General features: G+C 37.8%; 12 protein-coding genes. 6 read left to right on the top strand and 6 right to left on the bottom strand.

The annotated features are described in order from the left end of the window. The first annotated feature begins 138 nt into the window (after nucleotides 1–138). Nucleotides 139–642 (top strand): superoxide dismutase family protein, encoded by a 504-nt coding sequence (locus LC419_RS16475; RefSeq protein ID WP_223608385.1) that lies wholly within the window; start codon nucleotides 139–141, stop codon nucleotides 640–642. A 50-nt stretch (nucleotides 643–692) separates the two neighbouring features. On the opposite strand, the gene LC419_RS16470 is transcribed toward LC419_RS16475, so the two are convergent. Both LC419_RS16470 and LC419_RS16465 read right to left on the bottom strand, forming a co-directional pair. Beyond that, nucleotides 693–2,822: a carboxy terminal-processing peptidase gene (locus LC419_RS16470; protein ID WP_223608384.1), complete on the bottom strand. Its 2,130-nt coding sequence runs from the start codon at nucleotides 2,820–2,822 to the stop codon at nucleotides 693–695. A gap of 244 nt (nucleotides 2,823–3,066) precedes the next feature. Further along, the gene (locus LC419_RS16465; protein ID WP_223608383.1) at nucleotides 3,067–4,110 is read right to left on the bottom strand and encodes an MBL fold metallo-hydrolase; all 1,044 of its coding nucleotides are present in this window, start codon (nucleotides 4,108–4,110) and stop codon (nucleotides 3,067–3,069) included. A 502-nt stretch (nucleotides 4,111–4,612) separates the two neighbouring features. Between LC419_RS16465 and surE the strand changes: the two genes are divergently transcribed. From surE to LC419_RS16450, 3 genes are all read left to right on the top strand, one after another. Further along, complete coding sequence (gene surE / locus LC419_RS16460) at nucleotides 4,613–5,383, top strand: 5'/3'-nucleotidase SurE (protein ID WP_223608382.1); 771 nt, start codon at nucleotides 4,613–4,615, stop codon at nucleotides 5,381–5,383. Further along, entirely contained in the window at nucleotides 5,383–6,048 is a 666-nt protein-coding gene (locus tag LC419_RS16455) for a GNAT family N-acetyltransferase (RefSeq protein ID WP_223608381.1), read from the top strand. The genes surE and LC419_RS16455 overlap by 1 nt, the downstream gene beginning before the upstream one ends. A 418-nt stretch (nucleotides 6,049–6,466) precedes the next feature. Beyond that, on the top strand, nucleotides 6,467–7,507 hold the full coding sequence (locus tag LC419_RS16450) for a GMP reductase (protein WP_223608380.1): 1,041 nt from the start codon (nucleotides 6,467–6,469) through the stop codon (nucleotides 7,505–7,507). A 98-nt stretch (nucleotides 7,508–7,605) separates the two neighbouring features. Here the strand turns inward: LC419_RS16450 and fabG are convergent, their stop codons facing one another. The 4 genes from fabG to LC419_RS16430 all read right to left on the bottom strand — a co-directional run bounded on the left by fabG (nucleotide 7,606) and on the right by LC419_RS16430 (nucleotide 12,216). Continuing rightward, nucleotides 7,606–8,349, bottom strand: coding sequence for a 3-oxoacyl-[acyl-carrier-protein] reductase (fabG, locus tag LC419_RS16445; RefSeq protein WP_034724743.1), 744 nt, complete (start codon nucleotides 8,347–8,349; stop codon nucleotides 7,606–7,608). Between the two features lie 173 nt (nucleotides 8,350–8,522). After that, nucleotides 8,523–10,031 carry a WG repeat-containing protein gene (locus LC419_RS16440; protein ID WP_223608379.1) on the bottom strand — a complete coding sequence of 503 codons (1,509 nt, stop codon included), beginning with the start codon at nucleotides 10,029–10,031 and terminating at the stop codon, nucleotides 8,523–8,525. Between the two features lie 5 nt (nucleotides 10,032–10,036). Further along, a complete protein-coding gene (rsmI, locus tag LC419_RS16435; protein ID WP_223608378.1) occupies nucleotides 10,037–10,711 on the bottom strand; it encodes a 16S rRNA (cytidine(1402)-2'-O)-methyltransferase in 675 nt (224 codons plus the stop codon). A gap of 2 nt (nucleotides 10,712–10,713) precedes the next feature. Beyond that, complete coding sequence (locus LC419_RS16430) at nucleotides 10,714–12,216, bottom strand: hypothetical protein (protein ID WP_223608377.1); 1,503 nt, start codon at nucleotides 12,214–12,216, stop codon at nucleotides 10,714–10,716. A gap of 61 nt (nucleotides 12,217–12,277) precedes the next feature. Here LC419_RS16430 and LC419_RS16425 point away from each other — a divergent pair, with 61 nt between their 5' ends. Both LC419_RS16425 and LC419_RS16420 read left to right on the top strand, forming a co-directional pair. Beyond that, entirely contained in the window at nucleotides 12,278–12,868 is a 591-nt protein-coding gene (locus LC419_RS16425; RefSeq protein ID WP_090027383.1) for a thymidine kinase, read from the top strand. Between the two features lie 226 nt (nucleotides 12,869–13,094). Then, the gene (locus tag LC419_RS16420) at nucleotides 13,095–15,542 is read left to right on the top strand and encodes a bifunctional UDP-N-acetylmuramoyl-tripeptide:D-alanyl-D-alanine ligase/alanine racemase (RefSeq protein WP_223608376.1); all 2,448 of its coding nucleotides are present in this window, start codon (nucleotides 13,095–13,097) and stop codon (nucleotides 15,540–15,542) included. Nucleotides 15,543–15,544: the final 2 nt, after the last annotated feature.

Raw genomic sequence — 15,544 nt, 5'->3', positions numbered from 1 at the left:
TGGATCGGTAAAGGTATCAAGATACGCTGTATTTCACTTGTCAGATATTGCTGTTTTCGAAAAAAGGATTGAAATCATAAAGTCTTTCGGAAAATGTTTTATAAATTTAACGGTATAATCACTTTAAATCATTTAAAAATGAAAGTACAAACAATAGCATTACTTGCGGGGTGTGCATTTTTAGCGGCTTCATGCTGTACGACAAAAACGTACGCAGTTAACGCTAAGAGCGGAACAGAGACTGGCGGAACGGCAAAATTCACCCAGAAAGGAGACGAGGTTGTTATGAAGCTTGAAGTAACGAATCTTACTCCTGGTATCCATGCAGTACATATCCACGAAAAAGGCGACTGTTCTGCAGCCGATGGAACTTCTACAGGCGGACACTGGAATCCGGCTAAAGATGATCACGGAAAATGGGGTGCCGAACATTTCCACATGGGAGATATCGGAAACTTAACGGCTGACCAAACCGGGAAAGCCGTCCTTACTTTCAAGACAAGTAAATGGTGTCTGGGATGTACAGATGAAACTAAAAACATCATCGGGAAAGGGCTTATCGTACATGCTGCAGCCGATGATTTTCATACTCAACCTACAGGAAATGCAGGCGGAAGAGTGGGATGTGTAGAAATTAAGTAATTCTCTATCGCATAAAAATGGCGCTGATCTTCGATCAGCGCCATTTTTATTTATGATTTAGTTCCCATATCGGAAACGATATTCATTGCTTCCTGCAGATATGGATCTTTCTTAAGATTTTTGATCCACATTTCAGATTTCTTCTTGAAAGCTTCGTCTTTTTTCTCTCTTTCAATTTCGTTTGGATACATCATGAACTTAAGACCGTTCTCAAACTTGCTTAAAGCTTTGAATTTCTCAATCTGAGCTTTTCTCTGCTTCATCAGTTCATTGAACTTATTGATGTTAAGCGTGATGTTTTCTTCTTTATCCAGTTTTTCTCTCCACTGAGCAGATTCCAACAATAGCTGATAGTTGTTGTTTTTAGCCATTCTGTCTGCACTTGCTTTTTCAAGAGCCTGAATATTAAAATAATTCAGCTTCTGGAATTTTGTCCCAGGAATCTTGTCCCAGGCTAAAGCATAATCATCATAACGCTCTCCTACTTCTGCATAGGTAAAGAAGTCCTTCATCTGAATATCAGAAACGATTCCTTTTCTCTGCGTAGATTCTCCTGTAATTCTGTAGAACTTCTGGATCGTTAGTTTTAAAGATCCGAAATCATCTTCCGTATTTAGGAATCTGTTCAGGTCTACAAAAGTCTGTACGGTTCCTTTTCCGAAAGACTGCGGAGATCCGATGATCATCGCTCTTCCGTAATCCTGCATTACACCGGCAAGGATCTCTGAAGCTGAAGCTGAAAGCTCATTCTGCATGATCACTAGTGGTCCGGTCCATATCGGAGTTTCATTTTTATTTTTTAAGGTCTGGATTTTTCCGTTTCCGTCTTTCACCTGAACGTAAGGGCCTGCTTCCATGAAAAGTCCCATGATATCCCCTACTTCAGTTAATGATCCACCCCCATTATTTCTAAGGTCAAGAACAATTCCTTCAATGTTCTGTTCTTTAAGTTTAATGATCTCATTTTTGATGTCATCAGAAGCATTTCTACCTTTAGAATCCTCAAAATCTGCATTAAAACTTGGAAGATTGATAAATCCGTATTTCTTTCCGTTTGGAGAATTCACTACGATACTTCTTGCAAAAGTGTCTTCAATAGCTACTTCCTCACGGATCATCGTTACATCTTTAATCGTTCCGTCTTTTTTCTGAACCGTCAGTGTTACCGGTGTTCCTTTTTCCCCTCTGATCAGTCTTACGGCTTCATCAGAAAGCATTCCTACCACATTTACGGCATCTTCTTTCGGTTTGGATTTTACTTTTAAGATCTTATCCCCTTCTGAAAGCTGTTTAGACTTCCATGCCGGTGCACCGATCGTTAAAGCACCCAAGAACAGATTTCCTTTTTTCTCCTGAATAAGCGCTCCGATACCAATCACTTTTCCGGTGAACTGTGTATCAAAATCTTCCTTGTCTTTTGGAGAATAGTAGTTGGTATGCGGATCGAATACTTCAGTATATGCGTTCATATACACCGTAAACCAATCCATTTTCTTTCTCTTTTTGAATCTTGTAAACGTATCTTTTACAAGGTCTTTCACTTCGTCCGTTGCTTTTTTGATCTTCTGATCCTGATTTAACGGCTGATATTTGATTGTATCTTTTAACTTATACTTCTGAACAGAATCTTTCTTCTCCTTCTGAGCTTCTTCTTTGCTATTCATAGACTCAATTTCCTGAAGGATATTGTATTTGATATACTTTCTCCACTCGTTATACTGTTCCTGCTTGTTAGCCGGTACCTTTTTAAGCTTTGGCTCAAGAGTCAATGATTCATCTTCCTGAAGATTGATCGGCTTGCTGAAAATATCCTGAGTAATCTTATCGATCTCATCTACTCTCTGATACAATCTGTCGATGGTCAGTTTGTAGAATATCAGATCACCCTGGCTGATATAGTCATCAAGCTTTGTTTCATGCTTGTTGAATTCATCCATATCAGACTGCAGGAAATATCTTTTTGCAGGATCTACCAGTTCGAAATAATGTTTATAAACGTCCTTGGAATAGGCATCATTGATGGGTTTCGGGCTGTAATGTAAATAAGAAAGTGTATTCTTTACGCTCACCATGATCGTCTGCATCTTTTCGTCGTCGTTCTTTGGCGAGTTGAAACAAAACATTAGACTTGTCAATGGAATTAGGAGTAAAAATTTATTCAGTTTGAAATTTTTCCACATAAACTGTCTTTATTTATTGATTTTTTTAAAAATATATACTACAATTAGTAGCAGCAATTAATTCGCTGTTACAAACTATCAAATTTAATACCTTATTTACAATTATCGGATAGTTTTAAATGTTTTTTACTAAAAGCATTATAGCATATTATTTACTTAGGATTCCATAATAAATTAAACCATTAATAATCAGAATATTAAAATGAATTTTTCAAGATATTTATTCTGTGTTGATAAAACGTTTTTATCTGACATTTTTCCACCACTGTTTAAAGACCTGTTTGTTGTCGTTCAGGTCTACCAATTCACCAATCATTGGCGTCGCCAGTCTGTAATTCTTATTCTGAGAATATTTTGTGATCTCTTTCAACGGCTCATTCCAGGGATGTTTTGCCAGTGTGAATTTCGAATGATGCACCGGAATCATGTTCTTTGCATTCAGCTCTGAAGTTGCCTGTGCTACTTCCTGCGGCAGCTCATGAACTGACTGCCAGGCTTTGTTATACTGACCACATTCCATAACGGCCCAATCAATTTGAGGATGTTTTTTAGCAATATCTTTAAAACGACTGCTGTACCCGCCATCACCACTGTAATAAATATTCATAGCAGGTGACTCTATAAAAAACGAAAGCCACAAAGCTTGTGAGCTCTTAAACCCTCTTCCTCCATCGTGATGGGTATTTTCAGTAAAAATAGAAAACGCGGGCTTCACATCCACACGATCACCCCAATCTTTCTCTACAATCTGTTGTGCCGTATAGCCCCATCTTTCATAATGTGCCCCAGCTCCTAAACCACAAATCACATGCTTTACTTTTGGCTGCAATGCTTTAGCTGTTTCATAGTCCAGATGGTCATAATGGTCATGAGAAAGAAGCATATAATCGATCTTTGGCATATCATTCACGGAATAAATATCGCTTCCTTTATAGGCATCTGGCTTTCCGGGAAGTGGTGTCATTTTTCCACTGAAGACAGGATCCACCAGAATTTTAACGCCATCTACCTGCAGAAAGAAAGATGAATGTCCAAACCAAATGATGACATTGCGGTCTGCGGGAATTGTTTTAAGATTTGTTTTTACAGAAGGTAATACGTCGATGGGTTCAGTATGCGGATACTTTTTAGTGAGTGCTTTCCAGATTTCTCCGGTAAAGTTATATCCTTCCGACAGGGTAGGTTTTTCTATCAGATTTCTGAACTTTCCCTCTCTATAATGAGGAGATTTCTTCATAAGTTCCAGCCTTTTTCCTTCCGGCAGAGCTCCGAATTGTGGCTGTTTCATATAAAAATAGGTTGCAATGCCCAATACAACAATCACGCACAAAAGAAAAATCAGTGTCCGCCTAAGTATTCTTAAAAATCTCTTCATTGGGTTAAAGTTTCACTGTTTTTATGTCTAATATTTTTATGTTCTAAAATTTGATCAAGCAAATTTCGATAATGTAATATAATCATACTTTGCTGAAAAGTTCAATTTTGTTTGCTGAAAGGCTCAATATTGAGAATAATTGTAGTCAATTTTCAAGATCCAGCCCCGAAAAAACTTTGATATTATATCAAATACTGTAGTTCTGGATACTGTACAATCATCCGAATCATAGCGTTTTAATAGTTTAATTTTGTCTCCTGAGCCTAAACTTATATTTCCTGAATTGCATTCATCTTCAAAAGTTTTTAGCTAAATTTGAAGTGTGAGAACTTTTTTCCTGATGTCTAAAATGACAAAAAAACTGTTTTTCAATAGGCAATTGATGCCTTATACCTTCTTAAATTAAACTTATTTTATGGAAAGACCGCTTATTCTGGTTACTAATGATGATGGAATCACCGCACCTGGTATCAGAAACCTTATACAATTTATGAACGAAATCGGAGACGTTATTGTGGTAGCACCTAACTCTCCCCAAAGTGGAAAAGGCCACGCTATTACCATCAATTCTACCTTAAGCTACGAAGAAGTAACGCTTGATGGCCCGCAGACTGATTTTTCATGCAGCGGAACACCTGTAGACTGTGTAAAAATGGCTCTTGACAAAATTCTGACCAGAAGACCGGACATTGTAGTTTCAGGAATCAATCATGGAGCTAATTCTTCGATCAATGTAATCTATTCCGGAACGATGTCTGCAGCTGTAGAAGCAGGTGTGGAAGGAATTCCTGCCATCGGATTTTCACTGATGGATTTCAGCTGGGAGGCCGATTTTACACAAGCCAAAGAATATATCCAGAATATCGTAAAAAGAACACTGGAAAACCCAATGCCTAAAGGAATTGTTCTGAACGTGAACATCCCGAAACTGACTGCCGGAGAAATCAAAGGCGTAAAGGTTTGCAAGCAGGCCAATGCTAAATGGGAAGAAAGTTTTGACGAAAGGGTAAATCCTCATGGAAAGAAATACTACTGGCTAACCGGATATTTTAATAATATGGATGAGTCTGAAGATGCTGATGAAACGGCATTGGCCAACGGATATATTTCAATCGTTCCTGTCAAGTTCGATCTTACAGCTTATGAATACATGAAGACGCTCGAGGAAGTAATGAATTTTGACTGATGTACGGAAAGCTAGACAATCCTGTTTACCATTCACTTAATGAATACCATGAAAAGTTCTGCTTTAATTTTGGGGAAACTAAGTTTTATAACCCTGAAGTAGCCTCTTTTGGCGGTGCAGTAGAGCGGTCTAGAGAAAAAGACATCACAGACTATGCAAGGATCTGTGATGATTTTCTGATTTTCGGTGCGAAACCTGACTTAGGAAATTTAAAGACTGAATTGTCACGTCTTGTATGTGATCAGTATGTTTTGGAAAACCCTATTCAGATTGATCTGACTGAGGAAATTACTGAACTGAAAGAAGAAAACCATGAAGAACTTCTGACATTTGTGATGAAGTTCTATCCTTATTATTTTAAAGCAAGGACGCCTGAATTGGGGCGTTACTTTGGTATTTTTAAGGATGATAAACTTGTAGCGGTTACCGGTGAAAGAATGCAGATGAATGATATGACTGAGGTAAGCGCTGTGATCACAGATACGGATTATCTGGGAAAAGGTTTGGCTAAACAATTGGTGACTTTTGTTTCCGGAAAAATATTTGAAGACGGGAAAACACCTTTCCTGCATGTCGCAGAAAGCAATACCGGCGCAAAAAAGCTATATGAAAAGCTTGGCTTTATGCATCGGGGAACTATCAACTTATGGGGCGTGAAAAGATGATTTTCCGCCCTTTTTTATTTTGTTTTTTTAAACCACGGATTGTAGGGATTTTCACATATGATTGCGTTGATAATTTTAATTTATTTTCACGCAAAGTTCTATGAAAAATGCTTTTGAGTTGGAGAAGGCAAAGAGTTCGACTTCTTCGCTGATGAAGCTACCGGATATAGCGTCTTCTTAATCGAATCAATTTCATTTATTCCTTCTTAGTTTCCTTTTACTGGATCACATTAATATCAAACCTTTGCGTAAAAAAAAGAAGCATGACCCTTTTGACAGGTAGACCATAACGCTCAAACCCAAAAACTCTCTCACTCTTAAACTCGTTTCACAGGTTAAAAAATCTATAAAACATTCTCTTTTCAATTTTCCCTTAAAAGTTTTCGCTACATTTATTCTTATTAATTTTTTCCAGATTATGAGAATAGAATATGATATAAAGCTTGGATTCAAGGATGTAATGTTCCGTCCCAAACGTTCTACATTAAAATCCCGTTCAGAAGTGGATCTCGAAAGAGAGTTCACATTCAAGCATACTAAAAAGAAATGGAGAGGCGTTCCCCTTATTGCTGCCAATATGGATACGGTAGGAACTTTTGAAATGGCGGTAGAACTAGCCAAAGACAAGATCATTACGGCCGTTCATAAGCACTATACTCCGGAAGAATGGAGTCAGTTTCTGGACAGCCAACCTGAAAGCATTCATCAATATATTGCTTTAAGTACCGGAACCGGAAAAGCGGATGAGGAGAAACTCAGAGTGATCCTCGAAAAGCACCCAAAAATCGAGTTTCTGTGCATCGATGTAGCCAATGGTTATTCTGAGCATTTCGTGGGATTTGTGAAGAAGGCAAGGGGTAATTTTCCTGATAAAATCATCATGGCAGGCAATGTAGTGACCGGAGAAATGGTGGAAGAGCTTCTTCTTGTAGGAGCAGATATCATCAAAGTAGGTATAGGGCCAGGTTCGGTATGTACAACGAGAGTAAAGACCGGTGTTGGCTATCCTCAGCTTTCTGCCATTATTGAGTGTTCTGACGCGGCTCATGGTCTGGGAGGGCATATCATTGCCGACGGAGGCTGTAAGGTTCCTGGAGATGTGGCCAAAGCTTTTGGCGGAGGTGCAGATTTCGTGATGCTGGGTGGCATGTTTGCCGGTCATGATGAAAGCGGCGGTGAAATCATTGAAGAGAACGGAAAAAAATACCGTCTGTTTTATGGAATGAGCTCCAAAACCGCCATGGATAAGCATTCCGGAGGCGTAGCAGAATACCGCGCTTCAGAAGGAAAAACAGTGAAAGCGGTTTATAAAGGACCTGTTTCGGAGACTGTAAAAGATATTTTAGGTGGCGTGCGTTCTACCTGTACCTATGTTGGAGCTTCCAAACTCAAAGAACTGTCCAAGAGAACTACATTTATAAGGGTTCAGGAGCAGGAAAACCAGGTTTTTAAGGATTAACAAAGATCTTACGCATTTTACAGATTCGGCGTATTTTTAATCTATTTACATAATAAAACCGGCTGTACAATTGATGTACAGCCGGTTATTTTTTATAATTAAGTCAGCATTCCGCCGTCTACGTTCAAGGTTTGTCCTGTGATATAAGAAGACATTTCGCTTCCTAAGAAGATACATGCGTTGGCAACATCTTTTGTCTGCCCTGCTCTCTTCATTGGAATTCTGTCTCTCCATGCCTGAAGTGTTTTCTCATCCAGATCTGCTGTCATTTCAGTTTCAGTGAATCCAGGAGCCACTGCGTTACATCTGATACTTCTTGATCCTAATTCCAGTGCAATAGATTTAGTAAATCCTATTACTCCGGCTTTTGAAGCTGCATAGTTGGACTGTCCCGGATTTCCGCTGATCCCAACCACAGAAGTCATATTGATAATAGATCCTGATTTAGCCTTCATCATCGGCTTGATTACCGCTTTCGTAAGGTTAAATACTGAATCCAAATTGATTCTCATTACCTGATCCCAGTCATCTTTAGACATTCTCAACAGCAGGTTATCTCTTGTGATTCCAGCATTGTTGATCAGAATATCTATTTTTCCGAACTCTTCCATTACATCATCGATTAACTTTTGAGCCGCATCATAATCCGATGCGTCAGACTGATATCCTTTGATCTTGGTTACAGAACTTAAAGCTGCCTCTAATGCTTGAGCTTTATCTACAGAGCCGGCATAGGTAAATGCTACCTGTGCGCCCTGTTCAGCATACATTTCAGCAATTTTCTTTCCGATTCCTCTTGTAGCTCCGGTGATTAGCGCTACTTTTCCTTCTAATAGTTTCATCATATCTCTTGATAATTATATTCTTAGTAAATACTTCCGTCTTTAAAAAAACGGCAATTTAGCATATTTAATTTTATACGAATTAAACAGTCCGCAAAGATATTATAAATTGTTATTCAATGCATTCCAAATCATCAAATTACTGAAAATTTTTGTCTGTTTTTTATCATATTTTAAAGACGGCTGCCACTGTTTTTGAACCTTGTAAAATAAAGAATATCAGTTTTCTTATCTTTATCCAGCTTCAAAACTTCCTTCTGCCAATAGTATTTATCATAAATAATATCTTTCAGAGGTTCGTTTTGAAAATTCACAACCCCGTATTTATCCTGTTTCTTCACGACAATTTCATTCTCAGAATTCTCAAACGCAATAATATCATCGTAGATAAAAGGAACGATCTCCTTCCCTTTTTCATCAATTATTCCATATAAATTACTGGCATTTTTGCAAACTACAGGTTTTGAATACAGGTTAAAAATATTGAAAAAATCCGGATCCTGTTCTTTGATCGCAACAATGTCTTTCAGTACAGAAGCAGATTTGCTGAGAACGGAAAATTGATAGTAACTGTCTTCTTTTTTAATGATCAGCTGATCAGGATAGAAAGCAATGACCTGGGTATTTTCATCCAGAATATTTTTCACATCCTTATTCAGAAACTGTTCCCGCTGTCCTTTTTTAAGGTAAATAAAATCTTTCCCGGAAATGCTGAAGTTCTGTATAAAATCATATTCCTGAGGAACAACGATATCTCCACTAAGGTTCACCACTCCGGTTTTCTTTGATTTATCACTGTAAACACTGAACAGATCATTAAATAATGGCGTTAAATATTTGAAATTGTTGGGATAAAGTTTTTTATCTTTTTTATTGAAAACGGTTGCCTTTCCTTTTTTTCTGAGATAAACATATTCTTTCGCTCCGAAATATTCCGGTGACGCATCATCATAGATTTCTTCAGCGAGGATGTTCTCTTGGGTATCCACCAAACCATACTTCCCAGTTGTTCTGTTCTTTGTGATCAGATACGGATAAGAACCAAGACTGTAGATCTGTGTTGAGAACTTATGCAGAGTCTGTCCGTTTTTCCCGATGATTTCGCTTTGATGATCTTCATTAATGATCAGTGCTTTGCCATTTTCAAAGTGATAATCTTCTTTAAATTCACGGGAACTGATCTGTTTTCCTTCCAGATCATATAAAAACCATACTTTATCTTTTTTCACGAAAAACCGGTCTTCTGCCACAAACCGTACCCCATCTGAATAAGGAATGATTTCTTTTCCCTGATAGTCATAAACCGCTTCTTTTCTTTCTTTTGAAGAGATGATACGCTTTTTACTCAGCCAGGGTGTGTTGAAACTCTGATCGTCTAAAGGAAGCAATTCGTTTCCTTTTTCATCAATGATGGCAGATTTGGTTCTGTAACCGGACTCTTTTGAAGTAAGGATAAACCGGTTTTTAAATATATGTGAAATGCTGTGAGGCGATTCAAACGTAATATTTCCCAATGAATCTACAATGCTCTCTTTCTTATTTTTTGAATCGTAAACCGTTCCGTAGCCTTCTGAATAGGAATGAACTTCCAGCCCTATTTTCTTTGACAAAAGGATCTTGGTATACTGATTGGTCTGGGCCATACACACTGACGAACACAGTGCGAAAACTAAGTTTTTCAATGATTTTAAATAGAATTATTGACAATAAGAACGATCTCTCCTTTTAAAGTTTTGCTTTTGGAAAATTCAATTAATTCACTGATTGTTCCTCGTTTGGTTTCTTCAAATTTCTTGGAAATTTCCCTGCTCAGGCTGGCTTTTGTTTCTTCACCGAAAAATTCTTTGATCTGCTCCAGAGTAGTATTGATCTTGTGTGGACTTTCGTATAAAACAATGGTTTTTTTCTCTTCTGCCAGCTGCTTCAGCTTCGTCTGTCTTCCTTTTTTCTGCGGTAGAAATCCTGCAAACAGAAATTCATTATTCGGAAGTCCTGATACTACAAGTGCCGGAATTAAGGCTGTTGCTCCCGGAAGACAAATCATTTCAATATTATTGTCTGATCCTGCTTTTGCCAATAAATAGCCCGGATCTGATATTCCGGGTGTTCCGGCATCAGTTATAATAGCGATATCCTGACCGCTTTTAAGATCGGCAATCACTTTTTCAGTGGCCTGATGCTCGTTGTGAAGGTGATAAGATTTTAAAGGTTTGGAGATCTCGTAATGCTTTAAAAGTATTCCTGATGTCCTTGTGTCTTCACATAAAATATAGTCAACTTCCTTGAGGACTTTTACAGCCCTGAAGGTCATATCTTCAAGGTTCCCAACGGGTGTGGGAACAAAATATAAGATTCCGCTCAAAATTATAAGAATTTATTTTCTACCAATATCCAGAGTCTCTGGGCATATTCATCTACTTTACTCCACTTTCTTTCGTAATAAAGATCGCTGAGATATTCTTTTGCTTCTTCCAGATTTTTGAATCCGTTCAACCGGGCTACCGTTTCGTTCAGATCCGTCTGGCTTCCGTCAAACAGCATTTTTGAAAAGGCAATTCTGTCATTCAGATCCAGTCTGAATTCGGGTTTTACCTTATCCGCCTCCATAAATTGGGTAGGAATGTTGGTTTTAAGAATGCTTCCCACTTCTTCTTTTACTTCGGGTGCCGGCTTTTCGTGTGGCATTTCCCTTTCCAGAGGATCGTCGTCAAATAAGCTCTGCACAGCTTTCAGTCCTTTAATATTGGCCAGTTTTATTTTTTTCTCCTGCTGATAGACATCGAGATCTTCGAAGCTCTCATCAGAGGCTAGTTTTTGGTTTTCTGTTTCCGGAAACGGCTTATCTATATCGACAATCTTTCTTCTGTCATAGACTTCCGCAAGGATGGTTTCTTCCCTTTCTTCCAAAGGAAAATCGTTTTTTATTTCGCTTAGGATGCCTTCCACATTAGAAGTGTCCGTAAGCATTTCCCCTTGTTCAATGGTAACATTTGATGCAATGAACTGCTCTTCATTTTCCTCGATCAGAATTTCGTCTTCCAGCATTTCAGTATCGAAAATACTTGGAATTCTTTCGGTCTGTTCTTTGTTTTTTTCAGACGTATGATGCTCCGGTTGTTCAGTTTCAAGGTCTTTTGAAGCATTTGTTTCATGTGAAACGTTGTCTTCATCTTCGTCTATTTCATTCAGCTGATTATTGAAAATCGCCTCCTCTTCTGTGGTTTCAGTGATGAATAAATCTTCATTGAGATCTTCATCATTATCCGGTTTCGCATCGGCAAGGATTCTTTCTTCATCCACAAAGCTTAAAACTTTTTCAGTGGAATTAAAAGATTCATTTTCATCAATTTCGTTCAACTGATTATTGAAAACGGCTTCCTCTTCTGTAAGATCATGGTGAGAAACTTTTTCCTGGGCACCGTCGGATAACATCTCTGCGTTATTTTCTTCCGCAAAGCTGACGATATTCTCATGGAATTCATTTTCTACGATTTCATCCAGTTGGTGATTAAATATTTCCTCATCATCAATTGATGTAGCTGAATAATTTTCACCTTCGTTTTCATCGATTTCATTAAACTCATTATTGAAGATCGCCTCCTCTTCCGTCACTTCATGATTGGATTCATGGGCATCATCTGATTGGGATGAAATGTACTGGCTCTCTGCATTCTGCTGAGAATGATCGGTAATAAAGTACTCGATATTTTTTTCCAGCAACCTTAAAAAAGAAATCCTGTTCGCAAGCTCATCTACAAGATCCTGCTTGGAAAGTAATTCGTCTACGTTGTTTATTTTCTCCAAAATATCGATGATATTCTTGGATTCAAAAAAAATTTTTTCCTTTAAATCTTGGATGTTCTGCATAATAAGAATCTTATTAAAATTGCTTACTTTTGATCTTAAAAATATACGGCTAATTTAACAAATGTTTTTAGAAAATACAATTAATCATTCCAAACAAAGTGGTTGGATGGAAGTTATTTGTGGCTCTATGTTTTCGGGAAAAACCGAAGAGCTGATCCGAAGATTGCGAAGAGCAGAAATGGCGGGTCAGAACGTGGAAATTTTTAAACCGAGACTAGATACACGATATTCTGAAGAGGACGTTGTTTCTCACAATCAGAATAAAATCCGCAGTACAGCAGTAGATAATCCCAATGAAATTCTTCTGCTGGCTTCTAACTGTGATGTGGTGGGAATAGATGAAGCACAGTTTTTTGATGAAAGCATTGTAGATATTGCCAATCAGCTTGCCAACAGCGGCGTAAGAGTGGTTGTGGCAGGACTTGATATGGATTTCCTGGGACGTCCATTCGGACCGATGCCTAATTTGATGGCTACCGCAGAATACGTCACAAAAGTGCATGCTATTTGCAAGAGAACAGGGAATCTGGCCAACTACTCTATGAGAATTTCCCAGGGAAATGATCTTGTGGAACTTGGCGAAACGGAAAGCTATGAAGCAGTAAGCCGACGCGTTTTTATTGACGAAATGCTTTTAAGAAAGAAAAAATAATACCGCACAGCGGATGGAGGATCTCGAAGGCGCAAAGTTATTTCTGCATGTACAAAAGTATCTGTATTAATTATTTTGCGCCTTTGCAATGATCCAGAAAAAATAAATTAACTTGTAAAGGTAAAAGGGGGCAAAACTTTAGAAGAGAATATATTCAAAAACGAAATATTTACCTTTCCCTAAAATTTACCATCAATGAGCTCAAAATAAAGCAGAACGGGTACCAATGAACTATACAGTAAAACAAATTGCAGACATCACCAATGCACAGATCATTGGAAATCAAGATTTAGTGATCAGAAATATAGCGTTTGACAGCAGAATTATTTATTCAACGAAAAATACGGCATTCGTAGCGATCAATACGCACAAGAATTCCGGAGAAAAATTCATTGAATCTGCCATAGATCGCGGTATTGATGTGATTATCTCTGAGCATCAATATCCGCAGTTTGAAAATATTACGTGGATTATTGTTGAAAATTCAGTGGATTTTCTTCAGAAACTGGCGAAATACCATTTTGAAAATTCGCACCTTAAATCCATTGGAATTACAGGAAGTAACGGGAAAACTATTTTAAAGGAATGGCTTTACCAGTGTCTTTGGAATGAATTTCCAACCGTAAAAAGCCCGAAAAGTTTTAATTCTCAGATCGGTCTTCCGCTTTCCTTACTCCCAATCAACAGCTCGTATGAACTGGGAATTTTTGAAGTAGGAATTTCAAAGCCCCATGAGATGGAAAAGCTGGAGCATATATTCCATCCGCAGATCGGACTGCTTACTCATATCGGAACTGCACACGCAGCCAATTTCCAATCTGAAGAAGAACTGATCGATGAAAAGATCATGCTTTTTAAAGGTTCTGAAGTCATTATTTACAATGGCGATAATGCATTGGTTGACCAAAAAATAAAGGATTTATATTCAGGTAAAAAATTAATTTCTTACGGATTTAAAAAGAACAACCAGGTTTTCATCAAAGAAGGTATTTCTAAAGATGAAAAAATTACGGTGGCTTATTTTGACGAAGAAATATCCTTCCCTGTTCATCAGAGAGACGAAGCTACGTTAACGAATGCTCTGGCTTTGATCACCGTTTTAAAAGAACTAAATATCGATAATCAAAAGATCATCGAAAAGATCAATTCTTTAAAAGCCGTGGAAATGCGGCTGGAAGCTATTGAAGGCATTAAAAATAATATCATCGTCAACGATTCTTTTAATCTTGATCTGGATTCTCTCAAGACAGCACTTCAGTTTCTGAATGAATATAATAAATCTAAAAAATCTCTGGTTTTAACGGATATTGTGGGGGTTAATTCTAATTCACAGAAACTCTATGAAGAAGTTTCCGAACTGGTGAATGATCAGAACTTCGATTCTGTTTTTTTAATCGGAAGTGAAATTTCAAAATTCAGTGAATTATTTAAATCTAAAACGTCTACTTTCATCAGTACTCAGGAATTAATTGATAGTAAACATCTTACAGAAATTGAAAATCAGATCATCCTGCTAAAAGGAGCAAGAAAATTTGAAATCGAGAAGCTTAAAGATATTCTTGAACTCAGAAAGCATGATACGGTTCTGGAGATCAATCTGAATGCAATTCTTCATAATATCAACTATCACAAATCCCTATTGAAACCGGGAACAAAAATGATGGCGATGGTAAAGGCAAATGCTTACGGATTGGGAAGCTATGAAATTTCTGAATTCCTGCAACACCATCATATTGATTATCTGGGTGTTGCTTATGCGGACGAAGGTATAGAATTGCGTAAAAAAGGAATTACCACTCCTATCATCGTGATGAATCCTGAACAGCACAGCTATGAAGCGATTATTGAATATAATTTAGAACCTGAAATTTACAGTTTCAGAGTTTTGGAATTGTTCTATGAAGCGGTTCAAAAATCCGGGTATGACAAAAAATATCCTATTCATATCAAACTTGAGACGGGAATGCACCGTCTTGGTTTTAAAGATTTTGAATTGGATGAGCTCAGTGAAACTTTAAGCCATAAAAATGTAAAGGTCCAGAGTATGTTCAGCCACCTGTCTTCATCAGACATGCCTGAAGAGAAGGAATTTACATTCAGCCAGTTTGAAGTTTTTGAAAAGAACTCCAGCTATCTGATTCAAAAGTTGGGATACACCCCTCTCCGACATATTCTGAATTCTTCCGGAATTACAAGTTATACAGAACATCAGTATGACATGGTAAGAATCGGGATAGGAATGATTGGAGAATCACCATGTAGTGAAATACAGAAACAGCTTCAGTCTGTGGTAAGCTTTAAAACCGTAATTTCGCAGATATCAACGGTAGACACCGGAGAATCTGTAGGGTACAGCAGAAAATACATAACTGATCATGCCGCAAAGATCGCTACCATTCCTGTAGGATATGCAGACGGAATTCCGCGACTGATCGGAAATCAGGTAGGTAATGTAGGTGTGAATAAAATTCTGGCTCCTATCGTAGGAAATCTCTGTATGGATATGATGATGATCAACGTAGATCAAATTCCAAATGTAAAGGAAGGTGATACAGTCACCATCTTTAATGCAAAACCAAGTTTAAAAGAATTCGCAGGCTACTGCAAAACAATAACCTATGAAGTGTTAACATCCATTTCGCCACGGGTGAAACGGATATATATAAAAGACTAATT

The sequence above is a fragment of the Chryseobacterium sp. OSA05B genome (assembly GCF_019970065.1).
In the GTDB taxonomy this organism is placed as follows: domain Bacteria; phylum Bacteroidota; class Bacteroidia; order Flavobacteriales; family Weeksellaceae; genus Chryseobacterium.
Note: the sequence above shows the minus strand (reverse complement) of the source record. Positions and strands in the feature narration are given on the sequence as shown.

Bases quoted from the DNA above. Each gene is read 5' to 3' on its own strand.
- LC419_RS16475 (WP_223608385.1), top strand. From the start codon at position 139: ATGAAAGTACAAACAATAGCATTACTTGCGGGGTGTGCATTTTTAGCG.
- LC419_RS16470 (WP_223608384.1), bottom strand. From the start codon at position 2,822: ATGTGGAAAAATTTCAAACTGAATAAATTTTTACTCCTAATTCCATTG.
- LC419_RS16465 (WP_223608383.1), bottom strand. From the start codon at position 4,110: ATGAAACAGCCACAATTCGGAGCTCTGCCGGAAGGAAAAAGGCTGGAA.
- surE (WP_223608382.1), top strand. From the start codon at position 4,613: ATGGAAAGACCGCTTATTCTGGTTACTAATGATGATGGAATCACCGCA.
- LC419_RS16455 (WP_223608381.1), top strand. From the start codon at position 5,383: ATGTACGGAAAGCTAGACAATCCTGTTTACCATTCACTTAATGAATAC.
- LC419_RS16450 (WP_223608380.1), top strand. From the start codon at position 6,467: ATGAGAATAGAATATGATATAAAGCTTGGATTCAAGGATGTAATGTTC.
- fabG (WP_034724743.1), bottom strand. From the start codon at position 8,349: ATGAAACTATTAGAAGGAAAAGTAGCGCTAATCACCGGAGCTACAAGA.
- LC419_RS16430 (WP_223608377.1), bottom strand. From the start codon at position 12,216: ATGCAGAACATCCAAGATTTAAAGGAAAAAATTTTTTTTGAATCCAAG.
- LC419_RS16425 (WP_090027383.1), top strand. From the start codon at position 12,278: ATGTTTTTAGAAAATACAATTAATCATTCCAAACAAAGTGGTTGGATG.
- LC419_RS16420 (WP_223608376.1), top strand. From the start codon at position 13,095: ATGAACTATACAGTAAAACAAATTGCAGACATCACCAATGCACAGATC.